The 21,093-nt window shown below is 67.4% G+C and carries 15 protein-coding genes; 14 read left to right on the top strand and 1 reads right to left on the bottom strand.

All coding sequences use genetic code 11. The features are described 5' to 3' along the window. Window positions 1–378: 378 nt before the first annotated feature. The 3 genes from H074_RS40445 (at window position 379) to H074_RS33100 (ending at window position 2,734) form a co-directional block, all read left to right on the top strand. Entirely contained in the window at window positions 379–600 is a 222-nt protein-coding gene (locus tag H074_RS40445) for a hypothetical protein (protein ID WP_152521533.1), read from the top strand. A gap of 47 nt (window positions 601–647) precedes the next feature. Next, a complete protein-coding gene (locus H074_RS33105; protein ID WP_007034453.1) occupies window positions 648–1,379 on the top strand; it encodes a GAF and ANTAR domain-containing protein in 732 nt (243 codons plus the stop codon). A 365-nt stretch (window positions 1,380–1,744) separates the two neighbouring features. Continuing rightward, window positions 1,745–2,734, top strand: coding sequence for a YihY/virulence factor BrkB family protein (locus H074_RS33100; protein WP_007034452.1), 990 nt, complete (start codon window positions 1,745–1,747; stop codon window positions 2,732–2,734). A 198-nt stretch (window positions 2,735–2,932) separates the two neighbouring features. Here H074_RS33100 and H074_RS33095 read toward each other — a convergent pair whose 3' ends face one another. After that, window positions 2,933–3,385 (bottom strand): DUF2243 domain-containing protein, encoded by a 453-nt coding sequence (locus H074_RS33095; protein ID WP_039923920.1) that lies wholly within the window; start codon window positions 3,383–3,385, stop codon window positions 2,933–2,935. A 498-nt stretch (window positions 3,386–3,883) separates the two neighbouring features. Between H074_RS33095 and H074_RS33090 the strand changes: the two genes are divergently transcribed. The 11 genes from H074_RS33090 to H074_RS33040 all read left to right on the top strand — a co-directional run bounded on the left by H074_RS33090 (window position 3,884) and on the right by H074_RS33040 (window position 21,027). Next, the gene (locus tag H074_RS33090) at window positions 3,884–6,406 is read left to right on the top strand and encodes a Pls/PosA family non-ribosomal peptide synthetase (protein WP_083920534.1); all 2,523 of its coding nucleotides are present in this window, start codon (window positions 3,884–3,886) and stop codon (window positions 6,404–6,406) included. 35 nt (window positions 6,407–6,441) lie between these two features. Then, window positions 6,442–8,976: a non-ribosomal peptide synthetase gene (locus tag H074_RS33085; protein ID WP_051072055.1), complete on the top strand. Its 2,535-nt coding sequence runs from the start codon at window positions 6,442–6,444 to the stop codon at window positions 8,974–8,976. Between the two features lie 12 nt (window positions 8,977–8,988). Continuing rightward, window positions 8,989–9,996 (top strand): TauD/TfdA family dioxygenase, encoded by a 1,008-nt coding sequence (locus H074_RS33080; RefSeq protein WP_007034448.1) that lies wholly within the window; start codon window positions 8,989–8,991, stop codon window positions 9,994–9,996. Between the two features lie 32 nt (window positions 9,997–10,028). Beyond that, entirely contained in the window at window positions 10,029–11,078 is a 1,050-nt protein-coding gene (gene sbnB / locus H074_RS33075; protein ID WP_235096938.1) for a 2,3-diaminopropionate biosynthesis protein SbnB, read from the top strand. A gap of 39 nt (window positions 11,079–11,117) precedes the next feature. After that, on the top strand, window positions 11,118–12,104 hold the full coding sequence (sbnA, locus tag H074_RS33070; RefSeq protein WP_007034446.1) for a 2,3-diaminopropionate biosynthesis protein SbnA: 987 nt from the start codon (window positions 11,118–11,120) through the stop codon (window positions 12,102–12,104). A gap of 22 nt (window positions 12,105–12,126) precedes the next feature. Then, window positions 12,127–13,299: a threonine synthase gene (locus H074_RS33065; protein ID WP_152521532.1), complete on the top strand. Its 1,173-nt coding sequence runs from the start codon at window positions 12,127–12,129 to the stop codon at window positions 13,297–13,299. Between the two features lie 310 nt (window positions 13,300–13,609). Beyond that, window positions 13,610–16,519, top strand: a complete 2,910-nt coding sequence (locus tag H074_RS33060) for an AfsR/SARP family transcriptional regulator (protein ID WP_235096936.1) — start codon at window positions 13,610–13,612, stop codon at window positions 16,517–16,519. Window positions 16,520–16,676: 157 nt separating this feature from the next. Then, window positions 16,677–17,501 (top strand): SAM-dependent methyltransferase, encoded by an 825-nt coding sequence (locus H074_RS33055; protein WP_007034443.1) that lies wholly within the window; start codon window positions 16,677–16,679, stop codon window positions 17,499–17,501. Window positions 17,502–17,844: 343 nt separating this feature from the next. Further along, a complete protein-coding gene (locus H074_RS33050; RefSeq protein WP_007034442.1) occupies window positions 17,845–19,323 on the top strand; it encodes an FAD-dependent oxidoreductase in 1,479 nt (492 codons plus the stop codon). Next, window positions 19,320–20,393 carry a hypothetical protein gene (locus H074_RS33045; RefSeq protein WP_007034441.1) on the top strand — a complete coding sequence of 358 codons (1,074 nt, stop codon included), beginning with the start codon at window positions 19,320–19,322 and terminating at the stop codon, window positions 20,391–20,393. The genes H074_RS33050 and H074_RS33045 overlap by 4 nt, the downstream gene beginning before the upstream one ends. Window positions 20,394–20,421: 28 nt before the next feature. Beyond that, window positions 20,422–21,027: a TetR/AcrR family transcriptional regulator gene (locus tag H074_RS33040; protein WP_007034440.1), complete on the top strand. Its 606-nt coding sequence runs from the start codon at window positions 20,422–20,424 to the stop codon at window positions 21,025–21,027. The last annotated feature ends 66 nt before the right edge of the window (window positions 21,028–21,093 follow it).

The following is a 21,093-nucleotide window of genomic DNA, read 5'->3' as shown; positions in this document are numbered from 1 at the left end:
ACGAGGGCGACGTCGTGGAGCTTCAGGTCTTCCTGTGCAGTCGTGGTTCAAATTCCACCGCACCCGTCAGTGACTCGCCATAGAACCGGGCACCGGGACGTCCGAATGGGGGAACGGCGGAAGAGCTCGTCGTGGGTCTTGTATTCATCTTCTCGTACTTTCTAAAATCTTGTGGTCCTGTGGCGCGGTTCAGACGGTAGCCGTTGTCATTTCCAGTCGGGCTTTGTTTGCCGGCTCGTGGGTCGACGGTGACGTCCGTTCGGGAGGATGAGCCGGTGCCGTGCCGGATCTGGACCGGACGGACCGGGTTCGGGCGATCTTCGCGTTTCCGATCCTGGTGGTCGGTGCGTTGACCTGTTACCGAGGTCGGCAGGCTCGATGACCATTCGCGGCCAGGGTACGGGCGCGCGCGTTGCTCCGTCGTTGCTCATCGGACCCGGCGAGGAGGCAGGACCGCCGTGGTCGCAGCAGTTGCACCGCGCGGAACTGCACCAGGCCACCGGGATTCCGTCGGTGTCACTGGACGTTCCGCTCAAAGACGCTCTGCTGCGGTTACGCGACTACTCCTTCGGCGTGGCGACTCACGATGACACGCACTGACGGCTGGCTGGACTCATTGCGATCGCGTTGTGCTGAAAGGAGAAGAGATGGACCATGAACTGCGTCTCGCCGAGACCTTCATCGAACTCGCCGACACGGTGAAATGCGACTTCGACGTGGTGAAGCTGCTCGGTGTCCTAGCCGCCAGGTGTACCGAACTGCTGGACATCACCTCGGCAGGTCTGTTCCTCGCCCCGGCGGAGGGCATGCTCCGCCCGGTGGCCGCGTCCCATGGGGACCGGCGTCTGGCCGATCTGCTCGACGCGGCGTCGGACGAGGGGCCGGTGGCGCAGTGTTACCGGACCGCCGAACAGGTCGGCCCCATCGAGGTGGGGGATCGCCGACCCGAACTCTGGCCGGCATTCACCTCCGCGGCCACCCGTGCGGGCTATCGCCATGCCCATGCCCTTCCGTTGCGGTTGCGCGAAGAGACGCTGGGCGTCCTGCTTCTCCTGCGCCGCGAACCCGCCCCGTGTACCTGGCCGGACATCCACCTCGCGCAGTCCCTGGCCGATGTGGCGGCGATCGGCATCCTGCACGAACGGGCCGTGCGTGAGCAGACCGACATGGTCACCCAGCTGAACAACGCGCTTCAGAGCCGGGTCCTCATCGAACAGGCGAAGGGAGCCCTCTCGGCACGCCGGAACACCACAGTGGACAAGGCTTTCGAGGACATGCGTGCGCACGCGCGGCGAAACCAGCGCAAGCTCAGCGAAGTCGCCCGCCACGTCATCGAAGCCGGAACCCTGCCAGTACCCCGACGAGCCCTGCGCCACTGAGTGAGGGGGCACGCCGGGTAGAGGCGGATGGTCCTGGGGTCGAGTCGTCGGTCCCCGATGTGGGGTTACTGAGCCGAAAGTCAACGGTGTCATGTCAGAGTGACAAGCCCTTCACACCCTTGCCAGTACATCCTTCACACGGCACCGCTGTGACTACTGGTGCGCCTGGGGCCACAGATGCCGTTCGGGTGTCCGTGAAGGCCTCCTTGCCTACCTTGAGGGTAGGCAAGGAGGCCTTCACGGACACGCCACTCGACACGACACCGTTGCCTTACCCCTCAATAGCCCCAGGTGCTGGAGCCGCGTCCGAGTGTTTCGCCTGGGCGCTCCGGGGTACGCCAGAGGATCCCCGCCAGGAGGTCACCTTGTCCGCGTCGAAGCATTCCAACGAGCCCGACAGTCCGACCGACTTGCCGCAGCGATCGTGGTGGGCGGTCCTCAAACGGACGGTCGTCCAGTTCAATCGCGACAGCCTGTTCGACTGGGCGGCCGCGCTCACCTACTACGGCGTGCTCTCGCTGTTTCCCGGTCTGCTGGTGCTGACCGGGATCCTCGGCTTGCTCGGACCGTCGGCCACCCAGACCCTGATCGACAACGCCGGGCGGATCGTTCCCGGCCAGGGTCGCGAGATCCTGACCGGCGCGATCGAGGAACTGTCCCGGTCCAGCGGGCTGGCCGGTGTCGCCGCGATCTTCGGTGTCCTGGCCGCTCTCTGGTCGTCTTCGGGCTACATCGGCGCGTTCATGCGTGCTTCCAATGTCATCTACTCGATGCCCGAAGGCCGTCCGGTCTGGAAGACCTGGCCACTGAGGCTCGGTCTCACCCTCGCTCTCCTCGTCCTTCTCGCACTCTGCGCGATCGGCATCGTCGCGACGGGCGACGTCGCCCGGTCACTGGGTGATCTCGTGGGACTGGGTTCGACCGGTGTCCTGATCTGGGACATCGCGAAATGGCCCGTGATCGCGCTCTTGGCGGGTTTGGCGTTCGCGGTGCTCTACTGGGCGAGTCCCAATGTGCGGCAACCCGGGTTCCGCTGGATGACCCCAGGCGGGCTGGTCGCCGTGCTGCTGTGGGCCGCCGCGACGACGGGATTCGCGATCTACGTGAGCAACTTCGCCTCGTACAACAAGATTTACGGATCACTGGCCGGGGTGATCGTGTTCCTGGTCTGGTTGTGGATCTCGAACATCGCCGTCCTGCTCGGTGCCGAACTCGACGCGGAACTCGCGCGAGGCAAAGAACAAGCAGCCGGACGCCCGGCACGGGACGAGCCCTTCCTTCCGCCGCGCGACACCAGCGCCATGGACGATGAGCAGGCCGCCGACGTCGAGACGCACCGTCGGTCTGATCCCTGAGGTTCGCCGCGTCCCAAGCCGAGGCGGAAGAGGCACTGCGGAGCGGTTGAAGAGCATCCGCGCCTACGGCACTCGTTCGAGAATCTGCGAAGGCTGCCCGACCTTCCCGAAGTGGTGCAAGGGGAGAGTCGGAGGAACCGGTTCTGACGGCGGGCGAGTCGGCGACGGAAAGCGTGAAACGCGGAGACCGGCCAAACCTCATGGACGATCGACGAGGCTGTGTCCCTTCGCGTATCGGCGCGTCATCAGGAGACCGATCACGATCAGGACGGCTCCGAGTGCCAAGAAGCCCAGGTCATAGGTGAGCTGGTGGCCACCGGGGCGGACGTGGTGCACACCGAGGATCAGATGGTCGATGGTTCCTTCGACGAGGTTGAAGATGCCCCAGCCCATGAATGCCCCGCCCCAGAGCACCGGCCAGGGCAGGCGAGTTCCGCGGTTGAGCAGGACGACACCGACGAGCACGAAGATCAAGCACAGTAGGTGGAACAGGCCGTCGCCGACCATGTTGAGGTGCAGGTCCGCCGGGTTGTCCGGGGGATACCAGCTCGAGAGCATGTGATGCCAGCCGAGGATCTGATGGGCGACGATGCCGTCGAGGAAACCACCGAAGCCGAGGCCGAGCATGAGCGAGGACGCGGGAATTCTCATGGAGCCGGGTTAGCCGGACTGCCTCGGGTCAAACGCCGGAGCGTGCGCCACCCCGGCGGCCCCGGACGGTGGCACGGGCGAAGGCGGGCAGATCAGTTCCAGGGGCGGACGGTAGGGGGCCTATGCCAGCGGAGCGACGGGACGTCGAGCTTGAGGAGATCGGGTCGATGCGGCGTCAGGGATGGCCTGCAGTGCCTTCGGGCCGATCGCCCAAGATCCGTAGGGCCTTTTCCCGAGTGCGGAGTTGAGGCCGGGTTGCGCCAAGGCTGCGGCCGTCGCAAGCGCGCCGCAATCGTCAGGCGCTCTAGTGGTCGCCAGAACAGAACGAACAGTCCTGTATGACGACGAGGCCTTCCAGCAGGCTCCTCCCTGGACGCACTACCGCTGGCTAATGTGGGGCGAGCCCGCCCGCGGAAGCCGCCCGCGCGGGATCCCGGCGTGTCCGTCATAGCCCCCGCACGGGTCATTTCTCGAAGTACTGCTCAAAGGAGACGCGACATGCCAGTGGATCACCGAGCCGTCGACCGCGCCGGCGCGACGACCGGCACCGAGGGGATTCTCGCCGAGGTGCTGGCCGGTGTCGTGCGCGTCGAGCGGGTGTCGGTCGACAGCCACTTCTTCGACGACCTCGGCGCCGACTCGATGGTGATGGCCCAGTTCTGTGCCCGGGTCAGGAAACACGCGGACCTGCCATCAGTGTCCATAAAGGACATCTACCAGCACCCGACGATCAGAAGCCTGGCGGCGGCGCTCGCGCCATCGAGCGATACCCCGGTCGAGCCGGCCCAGGCGGCCATCGAGGTGGCGCCCCCGGCCGGCACACGGCAGTACGTCCTCTGCGGAACGCTGCAGGTTCTGATCCTGCTCGGGTACGCCTACCTTGCCGCGCTCGCCGTCGAGCTAGGCGTCGACTGGATTTCCGCTGGGGAGAAGAGCCTGCTCGACGACTACCTGCGGATGGCGCTGGTCGGCGGCGCGGGCTTCGTCGGCGTGTGCGCTCTCCCGATCTTGGCGAAATGGGTGCTCATCGGCCGGTGGCGGCCCCGGCGGATCCGCATCTGGAGCCTGACCTACGTCCGCTTCTGGGTGGTCAAGACGTTGGTCACGCTGAACCCGCTGGTCCTGTTCGCCGGTTCGCCGCTCTACGTGCTCTATCTGAGAGCGCTGGGTGCGAGAATCGGGCGCGGTGTCGTGATCTTCTCCCGGCATGCGCCGGTGTGCACCGACCTGCTCACCATCGGCGACGGCACGGTCATCCGCAAGGACACGTACCTCACCTGCTACCGGGCCCGCGCCGGCGAGATCCAGACGGGCGCGGTCACCCTCGGGAAGGACGTTTTCGTCGGTGAGAAGGCGGTGCTCGACATCGAGACCTCGCTCGGCGATGGGGCCCAGCTCGGCCATACCTCCTCGCTGCACGCCGGGCAGGCCGTGCCCGACGGCGAGCGCTGGCACGGGTCCCCGGCGCAGCCGACCGGAGCGTATTACCTGGGGGTCGAACCGGCCGGCTGCGGCGCCGGGAGAAGGGCCGCCTACACCGTCCTGCAAGTGGTGAGCGTGTTGTTCTTCTACGCTCCGCTGGCGTTCGGCGGCGTGGATCTCCTGCTCGCCGAGGTCCCGGTGCTCGTCACACTGCTCGAGCCAGGGCCGTCGGCCTTCACGAGCTGGACGTTCTACGGCGCAGCGCTGGTGACCTCCTTCGTGCTGTTTTTCGGCGCCGCGCTCGTCGGCCTCCTCGTCGTCGTGACCGTCCCGCGCATGCTCAACCTCGCCATCAAACCGGACAAGGTCTACCGCCTGTACGGGTTCCACTACGGCGTCCATCGGGCGATCGCGCGCCTGACCAACTGGAAGTTCTTCATCAAGTTGCTCGGTGACAGTTCCTACATCGTCGGCTATCTGCACCGGCTCGGGTATCGCCTCACACCGGTCGTGCAGACCGGGGCGAACTTCGGCAAGCAGGTGAAGCACGAGACCCCCTATCTGGTCTCCGTCGGCAGCGGAACGGTGATCGCCGACGGACTGTCGATCGTCAATGCCGACTTCTCCAGCTCGTCCTTCCGGGTGTCGCGAACCTCGATCGGGTCACGCAACTTCCTCGGCAACGAAATCGTCTATCCCTCGCAGGGCAGGACCGGTGACAACTGCCTGCTCGCGACGAAGGTCATGGTCCCGATCGACGGCGAGGTCCGGGAGGGTGTCGGTCTGCTGGGCTCACCCAGCTTCGAGATCCCGCGCACGGTCGAGCGGGACAGCAGGTTCCACCATCTGGCCACCGGACCCGAGCTGCCAGGCCGTCTCGCGGCCAAGAACAAGCACAACGCGCGCACCATCGGCTGGCACCTGCTGTCGCGGTGGTTCTACGTCTTCGTGCTCACCCTGATCGGTTTCGGGGCCACAGACCTCTACGGCTCGTGGGGGGTGCCGGTGATCGCGTTGTCCCTCGTCCTTTCCGTGCTGTTCGGCGTGCTCTACTTCACGCTGGTCGAACGTGCCGCTACCGGATTCCGGGGCACGCGGCCGACATCCTGCTCGATTTACCAGATCGATTGCTGGCGGCGGGAACGTTTTCTGAAGATGACCGGGCACATGCACATGGCGCTCAACGGCACCCCGCTCAAGAACGTGGCCTGGCGGCTGCTGGGTGTCCGGCTCGGCAAGAGGCTCTTCGACGACGGCTGCACCATGGCGGAAAAGGACATGGTGACGATCGGCGACGACTGCACGCTCAACGTGGGAAGTTCGATCCAGTGCCACTCACTGGAGGATTTCGCCCTCAAGTCCGACCGCACCACGATCGGTTCCGGCTGCACCATCGGGACCGGCGCCCTCGTCCACTATGGCGTGACGATGGGCGACGGCGCGGTGCTGGCCCCCGACTCCTTCCTCATGAAGGGCGAAGAAATGCCACAGCGCGCACGGTGGGGCGGAAACCCGGCCCGGGAGATGCCGGACAACTCGGCCGATCCGCTGGTTCCCCGGAACGTCGACGTCGGCACCGTTCTGGTTGACGAGAAATAGCACCGCGCAAAGCGGGAGCGGAGGTGAAAGGTCTGATGGAAACGCCAGCGGAAGCAGGCCGAGAATTCTGGCGGAGTGTGCTCGTCACGGGCGGGTTCACCACGATCCCACGGTGGACCACCGATCCGGTGCCGGGCGTCGCCGAGCGCGAGGTGCCGATCCCCGCCGAGGAGATGGCGACGTTGTGGCGGCTCGCGGACGAGCTGACGGTGCCGCTCAGCTCGGTGCTGCTGGCCGCACACGCCAAGGTGCTCGCCGCGCTGTCCGGCGAGCGAGAGGTCACGACCGGCTACGTCGCCGTGGCGGGCGGCCGGCCGTTGCCCTGCCGGCTGACGACCGAACCGAGCTCGTGGCGGGCGTTGCTCCTGGGCACTCATCGAGCCGAGTCGGAACTGCTGTCGCACAAGGACTTCCCGGTCGATGATCTCAGGCGCGAGCTGGGCCTGATCGAGCCGTCGTTCTCGACCGTCTTCGATCCGACCGGCGCCGTGGTCCCCGGCGACGATCAAGCCCTCGCCGAGAACACCGTGCTGTGGCTGGGAATCTCGCGGCACAGCGGCCAGCTCGTGTTGCGGTACCGGACCGACGTCATCGACGCCGGCTGCGCCGCCAGGATCGCCGGCTATCACCGCACCGCGCTCGCGCTGATCGCCGCCGATCCGGATGCCGAGCACGGGCGGCAGAGCCTGCTGTCCGCCGAGGAACTCCACTTCCAGCTCAACGGACTCGCCGGACCTCATCGGGAGCTGCCGGACCGCCGGGTACACGAGCTGTTCGAGCAGCGAGTGGAGGCACACCCGGATGCCGTCGCTGCCGTGCACGGCGGCCGGCAGTGGACCTACCGGGAACTCAACGCCCGCGCCAACCGGCTGGGACGAACCCTGGTGGCGCGGGGGCTGCGCCGCGAGGGCGTCGTCGCGGTGGTGATGGAACGCAACCTGGACTGGATGGCCGCCGTCCTCGCGATTTTCAAGGCCGGTGGCGTGTACCTGCCCCTGGAGCCGCATTTCCCGGCCGAGCGCATCGCGACCGCGCTCTCCCGCGCCGAGTGCGGGCTCGTGCTGACCGAACGCGGCAGCACAACCACGCTCGACGCGGCCCTCGACACCCTGCCCGGAATCCAGCCCCTCAGCGTCGACGCGGCTTACCAGGAGAACCAATCCGACGGGAATCTCGGCATCGAAGTCGCGCCGGACCAGCTCGCCTACATCCTGTTCACCTCGGGCTCCACCGGAGAACCCAAGGGCGCGATGTGCGAGCACGCGGGCATGCTCAACCACATCTACGCCAAGCTCGCCGACCTGGAGGTCCGCGAGGGCGAGGTGATCCCCCAGACCGGACCGCAGTGCTTCGACATCTCGGTGTGGCAGCTGGTTGCCGCACTGCTGGTCGGTGGACGGACCCTGCTGGTCGAGCAGGAGGTGATCCTGGACATCGAGCGGTTCGTCGACACGATCGCCGACGGCCGTGCCGCCGTGCTCCAGGTCGTGCCGTCATACCTCGAAGTCGTCCTGTCCTACCTGGAGCAGCACCCCCGCGAGCTGCCGGACCTGCACACGGTTTCGCCCACCGGCGACTTCGTGAAGAAGGAGCTCGTAGAGCGCTGGTTCGCGGCCCAGCCCAAGATCAAGCTGGTCAACACGTACGGGCTGACCGAGACCTCGGACGACGCCGTCCACGAGGTCATGGACCGGGTACCGGACACCGAACGGGTCCCACTCGGCCGCCCCATCGAGAACGTGCACGTCTACGTCGTCGACGAGAACCTGTCACCGGTGCCGCTGGGCGCCCCCGGCGTGATCGTCTTCTCCGGGGTCTGCGTCGGCCGCGGGTACATCAACGACCCCGAGCGCACCCGCCTGGTCTTCACGGTCGATCCCCACCGCGAGGGTCAGCGGCTCTGCCTGAGCGGCGACTACGGCCGCTGGCAGCCGGAGGGCAAGCTCGAGTTCCTCGGCCGCCGGGACAACCAGGTCAAGATCCGTGGCTTCCGGATCGAGATCGGCGAGATCGAGAACGCCTTGTCACGGGTGACCGAAGTCCGTGACAGTGCCGTAGTGGTCGCCGAGGGGCCCGACCGGAACAAGCGTCTGGTGGCCTTCTACTCCGGTCGGCGGCCGCTCGAGGCCGGCGTCATACGGGACCGGCTGGGGGAGTCGTTGCCCGAGTACATGGTCCCGTCGGCCTTCCACTGGAGGGAAGGTCTGCCGCTGACCGCCAACGGCAAGATCGACAGGACGACGCTGACGGCGCTCGCCGGCGAACTCGACGGCGGTGATGTCGCGGAGAACGACTTCCAGACGCCGAGTACACCGGCCGAGCGGCGGCTGGCGGCCGCATGGGCGACGGTGCTCGGAATCCCGGCCGACCAGATCGGCCTGCGGGACCACTTCTTCGACCGGGGCGGCACGTCGCTGTCGGCGGTGCGGCTGGTGATCGCCCTGGACCGCGCGGTGTCCCTCACGGACGTCACCCGGTGTCCGGTCCTCGCCGATATGGCCAGGCTGCTCGACAGCAGCTCCGAGTGGCGCGCCGCCGAATTGCTGACTTCTTCCCCGAGTGGAAACTGAAAGGAAACCGAGATGTCGTCCTCATTCCGGGCGCCACAGCTCGACATCGACCTGCGACCCGGCAAACCTCCGATACTGCGGACCGATGCCAACGGCGACGCACTGAGCTGGGTGGCCGAGCACCGGGACGCGCTACGCGCCGTCGTCGCCGAGCACGGTTCGGTCCTCCTCCGCGGTCTCGGGCCGCGCGACGCGGCCGAGACCGGTGCCGTCTTTCGAGTCATGGGGCCCACCGGTTTGATGACCGAGAAGGAGGCTTTCGCGCCCCGGCAGACTTACCCCGGCGGCGTGTACTCCTCGTCGAAGTGGCCCGCGAACCAGCCGATGTGCATGCACCACGAACTGAGCTACACGCTCGAGTTCCCCGGCCTGATGCTGTTCGCGTGCCTGAGCGCTCCCACCGACGGCGGAGCCACCGGGGTGGCCGACTCGCCGAGTGTGCTCGACGCGCTGCCCGGCGAGTTGATCGAGCGGTTCGAGCGGGAGGGCTGGCTGCTCATCCGCGTCTACAACGACGACATCGGGGCGTCCTGGGCCGAGGCGTTCGGCACCGAGGACCGTGGCGCCGTCGAGAGCTACTGCCGTGCCAACGCGATCGACTTCGAGTGGCAACCCGGTGGTGGGCTGCGCACCAGGCAGCGCCGCAGCGCCGTGGTGCGTCATCCGGTCACCGGCCGACGCTGCTGGTTCAACCAGATCGCGTTCCTGAGCGAGTGGACGATAGACCCCGAGGTGCGCGAGTACCTGGTGGACGTTTACGGCGCCGACGCCCTGCCGTTCAACACCCGCTTCGGCAATGGTGACCCGATCGGCGAGGACGTCATCCAACTGATCAACAAGGTCTACGAGGCCAACACCGCACGCGAGCCGTGGCAGGCCGGCGACCTGATGCTCGTCGACAACATCCGCACCGCGCACAGCAGGGACCCCTACGAGGGACCGCGCGAAGTGCTCGTCGCGATGGCCGCCCCGGTGCGCCTGGCCGACTGCTCGCCGACCGTGGAGGTGACCACAAGATGAGCACGATCCGTTCCACCGCAACGGAGCCCGCGATGTCCGAACCGATCGCCACCGAACCGATCACCGTGCCACCGTTCGCGGTGATCTCCGGCGCCCAGGTCCAGCGTGCGCTGGAGGGGCGTGAGAACCTGATCGTGGAGTTGATCGAGGCCGCCTATCGGCTGCACTGTGCCGGTGATTCGGTGAACCCGCCGTCCTACTTCCTGCGTTTCCCCGACCGTCCGTCCGCCAGGATCATCGCGCTGCCCGCCGCGATCGGCGGGCAGGTGCGGGTGGCCGGCCTGAAGTGGATCTCCAGCTTCCCGGAGAACGTGGCGGCCGGCATCCCGAGAGCCTCGGCCGTGCTGATCCTCAACGACCACGAGACCGGCTACCCGTTCGCCTGCCTGGAAAGCTCGATCATCAGCGCCACCAGGACGGCCGCGCTGGCGGCGTCGGCGGCTGAGTGGTTGTCCCGCGGCCGGCCACGTCCGATGCGCGTCGGGTTCTTCGGCGTGGGCCTGATCGCCCGTTACATCCACACCTTCCTGGCCGGCACCGGCTGGTCCTTCGCCGAGATCGGCGTGCATGACCTGTCCGCCGACAGCGCGGCGGGCTTCCGTGGTTACCTGGAGCGGTCGGGCACCGGCGGCCGGATCACCGTGCACGAGGACGCCGAGCAGTTGATCCGGTCGGCCGACCTGGTGGTCTTCGCCACCGTCGCCGGTCAGCCGCATGTCGGCGACCTGTCGTGGTTCGAGCACAATCCGTTGGTGCTGCACGTGTCGCTACGCGACCTCGCGCCGGAGATCGTGCTCGCCTCGACCAACATCGTCGACGACGTCGAGCACTGCCTGAAAGCCGACACCTCGCCACATCTGGCCGAACAGCTCACGGGCGACCGGGACTTCCTGCACGGCACGTTGGACGACGTGATCTCCGGGCGGGTGACGGTGCCGGCCGACCGACCGGTGGTGTTCTCGCCGTTCGGTCTCGGCGTGCTCGACCTCGCGGTGGGCAAATACGTCTACGAGGAAGTGGTCCGCTCCCGCGAGTTGCACGTCGTCGACGACTTCTTCCACGAGCTGCGCCGGTACGGATGAGCGGCCGAGTAGCTGCCACACAAATGAAGGGGGCAAAAGGTGCCAGTCATATCCGTTCCACAGGATTTCAACGAAGACGAGCTCTACGTCGAACTTCGGTCGATCTTCGGCCGCTCGCTTTTCCTGAAGTGTGAAGGGTTCAACTTCGCCGGCTCGATCAAGCTGAAGGCCGCGACCGAGATGGTGGCGGCAGCCGAGCGGCACGGAGCCTTGATGCCTGGGTCGATCCTGGTCGAGTCCTCCTCCGGGAACCTGGGCGTGGCGCTGAGCGTGATCGCGGCGAGCAAGGGCTACCGGTTCCTGTGCGTGACCGATTCCCGCTGCAACCTGTCGACCAGGCGGCTGATGGAGGCGTTGGGCAGCCAGGTGCACGTCATCACCGAACCGGACGCCAACGGCGGCTTCCTCGGCGCACGGATCGACCACGTCCGTGCGCTGTGCGCCTCCGACGACCGGTACCTATGGCTCAACCAGTACGCCAATCCGGGCAACTGGAAGGCGCACTACCGCAGGACGGCCCCGGCGATCGCGGCAGCGTTCCCGCAGCTGGACGTGCTGTTCGTCGGGGCCGGCACCACTGGGACCCTGATGGGCTGCGCACGCTACTTCCGCGAGTGGCACCGGCCGGTGCGGGTCGTCGCGGTGGACAGCACCGGCTCGGTGACCTTCGGTGGTCCGCCTGGCCGCCGGATGATTCCCGGCCTGGGCACAAGCGTCCGTCCACCACTGCTCGACGAGTCCTATGTGGACGATGTGGTATGCGTGGAGGAGGCGGACACCGTCCGTGCCTGCCATCGGCTGGCCAGAAGCGGATTCCTGTTCGGCGGGTCCACCGGCACAGTGGTCAGCGGCGCGATGGGCTGGCTGGCTCAGCACGACTCGCGTGAACTCACCGCGGTGGCCATCGCCCCGGACCTCGGCGAGCGCTACCTCGACACCGTCTACCAGAGCAACTGGCTGCAGGATCTCTACGGCGAGGACGTGATCGGCGCCGACGAGATCACCGCCGGTTCCCGTGCGGTCTGACATACAGAGGGGTGGCCACGACGTGGGCAGAGTGACCGGGTCGGCCGATCTTGCGGGATGCGAATGGCTGCAATACGACTACAGTCCCGCGCTGATGTCGCGGGGTCAGCCGGGTTCGTTCACCATGTGGCGATATCGAAAGCTCCTGCCGATTCCCGATGATCCGGTGCGATACCCGGTGCCGGTCGGTGGCACGCCGCTCTTGCCCGCACCGGCTCTGAGACAGGAGCTGGGCGCGCCGCAGCTGTGGATCAAGGACGAGACGCGTAATCCGAGCGCGTCCAACAAGGACCGTGCCACCGCACTCGTGATCGAAGACGGGCTGCGGCGCGGGGTGGATACGATCACGACCGCGTCCACCGGCAACGCGGCTGTCGCCACCGCCTACGGTGCCGCCGCGGCCGGGATACGGGCCGTGCTCTTCGTGTCCACCGACTGCCGGCCGGACAAGCTCGCGCTCATGACGCAGGCCGGTGCACAGGTCTTCCAAGTGCGCGATGGCTACGCGGCCGCTGTCGAGCTCTCCCGGGCCGCCGCCCGCACGTTCGGCTGGCTCGACCGCAACACCGGCGCCAACCCGTTCACCATCGAGGCGAAGAAGACGGTGGCGTTCGAGGTGTGGGAACAGCTCGAACGCCGGGTGCCGGACGTGATGATCGTCCCGGTCGGCGACGGCCCCACCTTGGTGGCGCTCGACAAGGGCTTCGCCGAACTCGTCGGCTGCGGCCTTGCCACGCACCAACCACGTCTGATCGGGGTACAGGCCGAGCGTTGCCAGCCGCTGGTGCGAGCCTGGCTCGGCACGCCCGCCGGGCCGGCGGAGCTCAATCCCGCCGCCACGATCGCCGACGGCATCGCGGTGGTACGCCCGGCCATCGGCGATGCCGTGCTGGACGTGGTCAGCCGAGGCGGCGGAGAAATGGTGGCGGTCACCGAAGACGCACTGCTGAACGCGGTCGCGACCTTGGCCTGCCGGGCAGGCGTGGGTGCCGAACCCGCCGGGGCGGCGGCCCTGGCCGGGCTGAAAACAGCCTTCGAACGCGGCCTGGCGGACCCGCTGGAAACCGTGGTTCTGCTGGTCACCGGCCGGGAGGTGAAAGCGGGAGGGGCGACGGACCGCCTGGGCCGGGTGGCGGTCGTCGAAGGACTCGACGAGGTCGAGCGGGCTCTGGCGGACCCGATCCCTTCCTCATGAAGGTGTGCCACCGTCAAGGGCCAGGTCAAGATGCCGACCCGCGGCTCCAGCGAGCGGCGAAACATCGTCTTGCCTGAGCGTCCAGCTCGCACGCATGGAGCTGGACGCTCAGCTCCGCATTGCCACGTAGCCGTCGCGCGGCTCGACGCGGCCGAGCGGGCACTGGGCGACGACAGTCGATTGTCCGAATTGCGAAAATGACGCTTTCGGTCTCGTTCAAACCCTTGCTTTCCCGGCGGAGCGGATAGAGCATCGATGATTCTCGGATCCGTGTCTGACCTGCGGATGGGGGATGCAGGTGGGGGTGGGAATGCCGGAAAATGTGAAGATCCATCTGCTGGGGCCGGTGGAGGTGCTCGGGCCCGGCGGCGTGGTGGAGTTGCACGGTGGAGGACAACGCACGCTGATCGCCCGCCTGGCATCGCCGCCGGACAAGACGGTCACCCGCGGGGCGCTCATCGACGCGTTGTGGGCTGACGCGGGACCACCAGCCGCGCCGAAGACCCTGCACAGCCACCTGGCTCACCTGCGCCGCCGGCTTCGTGAGGCCGGTCTCCCGGATCTGATCGCCACCCGGGATTCCGGCTACGTACTGCGCGCACCCGCGGACGTGGTGGACGCCATCCGCTTCGAAACCTTCTCCGCGCAAGGGCGGAACGCGTTGGCCGCGGGAGACCTCAAAGCGGCGACCGAGTCGCTGCAGGCCGCGTTGAAGATGTGGCGAGGCGAGGCGTTGACCGACTGCCGTTCCGGCGAATGGCGGCGTGCCGAGACAACCCGGCTCAATGAGGCCAGACTTGCCGCCACCGAGGACCTGATCACCGCCCGCCTCGCCCTCGGCGAACACATCACCGCGGTCGGCGAACTGGAATTCCTCGTCATCCAGCACCCGTTCCGGGAACAGCTGTGGGAACAGCTGATCCTTGCCCTGTATCGCTCGGGTCGTCAAGCCGATGCGTTGTCCGCCTTCCAACGCGCCCGCGCCACATTGATCGACGAACTGGGAATCGAACCAGGCCCAAAGCTGCGCCGGCTCGAAACAGCCATCCTCACCGCCGACCCCTCGCTCGATCAGCCGGTTGCTCCGGAGGCGACCGTGACCGGCCACCGCTTCAGAGGGCGCTTGCCAGTGCCGCTCACTCGTCTCGTCGGCCGGGAGGCGGATATGTCGACGCTGGGGCGGTCTCTTGTCCAGCGGCGTCTGGTCACCGTCACCGGCCCCGGAGGCTGTGGCAAGACGCGGCTGGCCGTGGCCATGGCGGCGCAGCACACCAAGCCGGTCTGTTTCGTGGATCTTGCCCCACTGGCCGAATCCGACCTCGTACCGCAGGCGGTCGCCGACGCTCTCAGCCTGAGTGGGCAGAGCGGTCGCAGTATCATCGACAGCCTGGTCGACCACCTGGCAGATCAAGTGCTGCTTCTGGTGCTCGACAACTGCGAGCATCTCATCGACGCCTGCGCGCGGCTGGCCTGCGCGGTGCTCCCCAGTTGTCCTGAGTTACGGATCTTGGCAACGAGCCGAGAGCCGCTGCATGTGCCGGGTGAAACGATCCACGCTCTGCGGCCCCTGGCGACCCCGGACCCCGGCGCCCCGCATTCCCACCGAGATCTTCTCCACTACGACGCGGTCCGGCTGTTCCTCGACCGGGCACAGGACGCCGGAGCCCAGATCGGCACGGACGGGGCTACCGCACACGAGATGGCCCTGATCTGTGCACGCTTGGACGGGCTGCCACTCGCTCTCGAGCTGGCGGCGGCCCGTGCGGCGGCGCTGCCGATCCGCCAGATCGCCGAACACCTGGACGACCGCTTTCACACGCTCTTGTCCGGCAGCCAGGTCGCACGTCCCCAGCATCGGGCACTGCACACGGCCATCAAGTGGAGCTACGACCTGCTCAACCCCGACGAACGCGCACTGTTCCGGCGGCTTGCCGTGTTCGCCGGGAGTTTCGGGCTGTCCGCCGTCACGGCATTATGGCCGCACGGCGACGATGCGGCCGACCTGCTTGGCCGATTGGTAGAGAAGTCCTTGGTGGCCAAGGAAGCCGGCGCGGCGCGTTACCGCCTGCTGGACACCATCCACCAGTTCGCCGCCGCCCAGCTGGTGGGGAACGAACTGGCCGGCACGCGGCGACGACACGCCGAATTCCAACTGGCGCTGGCCGAACGGGCGGAAGAACACCTCGACGGTGTGAGTGCCGTGGAGTGGCTGGACCTGCTGACCGCCGAGCACGAGAACTTTCGAGCTGCCATCACTTGGACAATGGCGCATCCCGATCCCGCACTGGCCTTGCGACTGGCCGGCTCACTGTCGCGGTACTGCCGGCTGCGCGGACACTACGGGGACGGCCGGAAGTGGCTGGCGGGCGCTTTGGATCATGGTGGGCAGGCGCCCGACGCGCTGCGGGCGAAGGCAATCGCCGGAGCGGTCACCCTCACCTTCCTTCAGTGCGACTACGACATCGCCACACAGCTGGCCGAGCAGAGCCTGGACTTGTACCAGTCACTGGGTGACGTGCACGGCGTTGCCAGCACTCACCTGCTACTCGGCTCGATCTCCCGGGAACATGCCAGCTACCAGCAGGCCCTGGAGTACCACCGGTCCGCTCTGGAGACCTTCCAAGCCATCGACGACGCTCCAGGCATCGCGCGAGCCCTGCAGCTGTGCGCCTTCACCGCATGGCTGCGCGGCGACTTCGACTCAGCCGTCGAGTGGGCGCAGGAAAGTCTGCGCCGTTCCGAGGAACTGGGCGACGCGGAGTCGACCGCCGGCGCGGTCATCCATCTCGGCGCGGTAGCGCATTACCGAGGCGACAACACGCAGGCGCTCCAGCTGCTCGCCAAGGCACTAACGGTTTCCGAGCACAACGGATTCCTGGAAGGAATCGCCTGGACGCTGAACCTGCTCGGCCTGGTACACCACGCGACCGGCTCTGCGGAGGCCCGCACGTTCCTTGAACGAAGCCTTACCCTGCACCGCAAATTAGGCGACCGGTGGCGGATGGCCAGCGTGCTCGAGGCGATGGCCGTGATCGCTTGTGAACAGCACCGCTGGGAAGAGACGGCCTGCCTGCTGGACGAGGCCGGGGCCTTGCGCAGGGAGATCAACAGCCCCATCCCCACCTGCGAACTTCCCCTCTACCAACGCACACAGGCCGCGCTCAAAGCCGCCGACAAACGCCCGATCGCCACCCTGCAGACGACCCGCCGAGCGAAGTAGTCCGTCGGATTCTCGCGGACTCATCCCCGTTCGCCACTCACGAGCCGCCCGCGCGCGGCGCCGACCGTTTCAGAACATCTTGTCGAGGACGTCGTCTCCGGTACTGTGCGGGTACTTACGCGCCGCCTGCGACGAGTTCTTGGGGATCGGGATGAGCATGGATGAGGTCGCACGGTTGAGTGCGGCGGTGGACAAGGTCTCGGTGGGGCGGGTGTACGACTACTTGCTCGGCGGGACGCACAACTATGCCGTCGATCAGGCTTTCGCCGAGAAACAGCTCGCGGTGTTGCCGGAGATCCGTGACTTCGCCCGCGCGAACCGGGCGTTTCTCGGGCGTGCCGTCCGTTACATGGTCGGGCAGGGGATCCGGCAGTTCGTGGACATCGGCTCCGGTTTGCCGACGCAGGGCAACGTGCACGAGGTCGCCGACGAGGTGGCGCCGGGTGAATGCCGGGTGGTCTACATCGACAACGAGCCGATCGCCCGCGCGCACGCGCAGGTCTTGCTGGAGCAGACCGCGGATCCGAACAGGCACGCCGCCCTGGATGCCGACTTCTTCGACCGGGGCCCGCTGTGGGAACGCGTGCTGGATACCGGTCTGATCGACCGCACCCAGCCCATCGGGCTGCTGCTGGTCGCGCTGTTGCATTTCATGCCCGACGAGCAGAACCCGCACGCCGTGCTCGGTTTCCACCGTGCGATGCTGCCGCCGGGCAGCTTTCTGGCGGTGTCGCACATCCACGTCGCACCCGAGGACGTCGAGACGCAGAACGCGGGCAAGCGGGTGGCGGAGGAATACGGGCGACGGACCAACCACGCCGCGATCATGCGCTCACGTGAGCAGGTGGCCGAGTTCTTCGGGGATTCGGAGCTGGTCGAACCGGGTCTGGTGTGGCTGCCCCAATGGCGGCCCGATACCGCGGGCGCCGACGATGATGCCGCTCGTTCGCGTGGCTTGGCCGGGGTGGCACGCACTCGCTGAACACCTTCGGACGCGCCCGTCTCCTTGCAACGACTGATGACGGTGCAAGGAGACGGGCGGCGAAGGTCAGCCAGCCTTGTACGCCCACGGTCAGGCGTGCCCGGTCGATGTCACCGGCACCGCGAACTTCTGCGTGTCGACCAGGGGGTATCTCAACTGGGGCGCCAAGTGCCACGCGGTGGAAGCGGCCGTCAAGGTTGCTGAACCCGTCCTGAGGGCCACCCGGCATCCGGGTGGCCCTCAGTGCTGTCCGGGGTCGTTTCCTTGACAGCCTCCCACGTCGTTCATACATTCATACGAATAGTGTCAACCTGTATGAATGACATCCCGGGAGTTGGTCCGTATGCGACTCGGCAAGACCGCCGTCGTCCTCGGCGGCAGCGTCGCCGGCCTGTGCACCGCGGGCGCGCTCGCCCCGTACTTCGACCGGGTACTGGTGCTCGAACGCGACGAGCTTCCGGCCGAGGCCGAACACCGGCGCGGGGTACCGCAGAGCAAGCATCCGCACTTCCTCCTGAATTCGGGCCGCCGCGCGATCGGCACGCTGTTCCCCGGATTCGAGGACGACCTCATCGCCGCCGGGGGACTGCATCTGATGCCCTCCATGGATGCCGCCTATCTCGACGGAAAGGGCTGGTCGGCACGGAAACGCAGTGCGATGACGATGATCTACGGTTCACGGATCCTCATCGAACGCGTGCTGCGCGACAAGGTCCGCGGTCTGCCCGGCGTCGTGATCCGTGAGGGCGTCTCGGTCAGCGGCCTGACAACACGGGCCGGCGTCGCCACGGGCGTCGGCTTCTCCGCTCGCGATGGCGAGGAGCACGTCGACGCCGACTTCGTGGTGGACGCGATGGGCCGCGGTTCCTCCGTCGGCGCTTGGCTGGTGGCGGCGGGCTGGCCCGAACCCGAAGTCCGGACCCTCGACGCCAAAGTCACCTACACCTCGCGCTGGTACGACCTGCCGTCACCCGAGGAACGGCCCCCTTCCTGGTGGTGGCGGCATCTGGTGATCATGCCGACCCCCGACAAGGGCGCGCATCCGGACGAGCACGAGTTCCTGGTGAACTTCTTCCCGATCGAGGGCAACCGGGTCATCGCGTGCATGGGTTCGTGGGGCATCGAGATGCCGCGCACCACCGAGGCGTTCGTGGAGTCGGCGCGCCGGGTGAGGGCGCCGTTGTTCGCGGCCGCGATGGACCGGTCCACCCCGGCCTCCGAGGTGCATCTCACCCGCTCGACCGGCAACAAGTGGCGGCGCTACGACCGTCTCCGTACCCCGCCGGAACGCCTGGCGTTCGTGGGCGACTCGATCTGCGCGTTCAACCCGTTCTACGCGCAGGGCATCAGTTCCGCCGCGGGTTCGGCGTTGCTGTTGCGTAAGCACCTCGCCCGCGCCGGGCGTCTCGATACGGAGTTCTCCGCACGATTCCTCGCGGCACAACGAAAGCTGCTCAACGTGCCGTGGAGCCTGGCGATGGCGAGGGACCAGGGTTACGCCTGCGCGGTGGGCACCGAGAAGGCGGGGGAGTGGAAGCGTCGCCTGCTCTCGGCGGTGTCCGGCCCGGCGTTCAGGCTCATCGTCGGCGCCGCCCGTGAGGACGACGTGGTCGACGAGCACTTCGCGAAGGTGTTCAACCTCGACGAATCGCTGGGCGACATGATGACGAACCCGCGGGTGATCGCGGGGCTCCTGCGCTACCGGATCCGGGCGGCGCTGGGGCGGCACCGGGTTCCGTTCGACTTCGACGCCCGCGCCGAGCCGCCGGTCACGGACTACTCACCGGAAGGCGGCGCCGCGAAACCGGCGGTCTCCCGATGAACGCCGTGTGCGGGGCGGACGCGGAAGCCATCACCCGCGGACTCGGCTTCGACTGCCACGATGTTTCCCCGTGGCTCTCGATCCGCCCACCGTGGGCGGCGGCTCACTGGACGATGCCGCTGCTGGAACTGCTCGTCCTCGGTGGGGCCGTGTTCGCGCTGGTGCACGCGGTCCGCCGTCACCGCCAAGGCGACTCGACGAATCTGGCGCTGTGGTGCGCTTCGCTGGTCTACCTCTTCGTCATCGAACCGCCCCTGTACTTCCCGGAGTGGTTCGGCCTCGAGCGGCAGTACGGTTTCATCTTCGCCCACAACCGGTTCACCGTGCAGTTCATGTGGGACCGGCTGCCGCTCTACATCGTGGCGTTCTACCCGATGATCAGCCAGCTCGCCTACGAGCTCGTCCGGTCGCTGGGGATCTTCCGCGCCCGGGGCGCGCTGATCGGGTCGGTGGCGGTCGCCTTCGCCTGTCAGGTGTTCTATGAGATCTTCGACCATCTTGGCCCGCAGTTGAAGTGGTGGGCCTGGAACGGGAACAACCGGATCGTCAATCATCCGGCGCTGGATTCGGTGCCCATGAACAGCATGCTGCTCTTCGCCTCGGTTTCGATGGGCGCCATGACCTATCTGGTGGTGCGGTTGACAGGCGGATCGCGGCGCGGGTGGTCACTGGTGGCGCGCATCGTGGTGGCCGGTGTCCTCACGCCGCCGAGCATGGCGATCGCCGGGCTCCCGTCGAGCGTCTTCGGCGGGAATGTGACCGCGCAAGCTTGGGTTCTCGGCGCCGAACTGGTCCTGCTGTGGCTGGCGGGAATCTGGATTCTCGTCCGGCACCGAGGTCCCGGAGAGCCTTTGACGGCCTTCGCCCGGTTCTATCCCGGTGTCTACCTGGGCGCGATGGCCGTGTTCTGGCTGGGCGCCTTGCCGGGCCACCTCTCCGCCGTGGACGGTGTCACCGGAGACGGCACCCCGATCGGGAACGGGCCCTACGCACTGGCCTGTTTCGTGGCCGCCGGCCTGATACCGGCCGCGCTGTACCGCGTGCGCCGTTCGGCACCTGCCACCGTCTGAGATTCTCCGTTCGGGGAAGATGAGGCGCATGGGGCATCACGGATGGCGGGGGAACCCGCCCGGAACCGAGCGCGAGGCGCGCCGCCGGATCGTCGAGGCGGCGACGGCCTGCATCGACCGGGTCGGTCTCGCCAAGACCAGCCTCTCCGACGTCGCCACGGAAGCGGGCGTGACCCGGCAGACCGTCTATCGCTACTTCCCGAGCCTCGCCGACATCCTCAGCGCGGTCGCGCTGGACCGGGTCGAGGAGTTCGCCGGGCGGATGGAACGGCATCTGGCCACGTTCGGCGACGCCGCCGAGGTCGCGGTGGAATCCGTGGTGTTCGGCGTGCGGGTGGTCCCCGACGAGCCGTACTTGGGACTGCTTCTGAAAGCGGGCGAGGCCGACGTCTTCACCGTCGCGGTCACTTCTTCGCGGTCGTTCGCCCTCGGCGCGCGGATCCTCCGGAACGTGCCGGTCGACTGGGCCGCGGTGGGCGTCACGACCGACGAGGACTTCGAGGGCCTCGCCGAAATGCTGATGCGGCTGTTCCTGTCGTTCCTGCAGTACCCCTCGACGCCGGCCCACACCGACGAGCAGCTGCGCGCCCTGGTCCGCCGCTGGATCGGCCCCGCACTGACCGCACGGCCGTGACAATCGAACCCCGTGAAGTATCAACGCGGCTGGTAGTTATGCGCCGACAATAGCCGGAGTTCTTGT

The organism is Amycolatopsis decaplanina DSM 44594 (assembly GCF_000342005.1).
GTDB classification, from domain to species: Bacteria; Actinomycetota; Actinomycetes; order Mycobacteriales; family Pseudonocardiaceae; genus Amycolatopsis; species Amycolatopsis decaplanina.
Note: the sequence above shows the minus strand (reverse complement) of the source record. Positions and strands in the feature narration are given on the sequence as shown.

Bases quoted from the DNA above. Each gene is read 5' to 3' on its own strand.
- H074_RS40445 (WP_152521533.1), top strand. From the start codon at position 379: ATGACCATTCGCGGCCAGGGTACGGGCGCGCGCGTTGCTCCGTCGTTG.
- H074_RS33105 (WP_007034453.1), top strand. From the start codon at position 648: ATGGACCATGAACTGCGTCTCGCCGAGACCTTCATCGAACTCGCCGAC.
- H074_RS33095 (WP_039923920.1), bottom strand. From the start codon at position 3,385: ATGAGAATTCCCGCGTCCTCGCTCATGCTCGGCCTCGGCTTCGGTGGT.
- H074_RS33090 (WP_083920534.1), top strand. From the start codon at position 3,884: ATGCCAGTGGATCACCGAGCCGTCGACCGCGCCGGCGCGACGACCGGC.
- H074_RS33085 (WP_051072055.1), top strand. From the start codon at position 6,442: ATGGAAACGCCAGCGGAAGCAGGCCGAGAATTCTGGCGGAGTGTGCTC.
- H074_RS33080 (WP_007034448.1), top strand. From the start codon at position 8,989: ATGTCGTCCTCATTCCGGGCGCCACAGCTCGACATCGACCTGCGACCC.
- sbnB (WP_235096938.1), top strand. From the start codon at position 10,029: ATGTCCGAACCGATCGCCACCGAACCGATCACCGTGCCACCGTTCGCG.
- H074_RS33060 (WP_235096936.1), top strand. From the start codon at position 13,610: ATGCCGGAAAATGTGAAGATCCATCTGCTGGGGCCGGTGGAGGTGCTC.
- H074_RS33055 (WP_007034443.1), top strand. From the start codon at position 16,677: ATGGATGAGGTCGCACGGTTGAGTGCGGCGGTGGACAAGGTCTCGGTG.
- H074_RS33050 (WP_007034442.1), top strand. From the start codon at position 17,845: ATGCGACTCGGCAAGACCGCCGTCGTCCTCGGCGGCAGCGTCGCCGGC.
- H074_RS33045 (WP_007034441.1), top strand. From the start codon at position 19,320: ATGAACGCCGTGTGCGGGGCGGACGCGGAAGCCATCACCCGCGGACTC.
- H074_RS33040 (WP_007034440.1), top strand. From the start codon at position 20,422: ATGGGGCATCACGGATGGCGGGGGAACCCGCCCGGAACCGAGCGCGAG.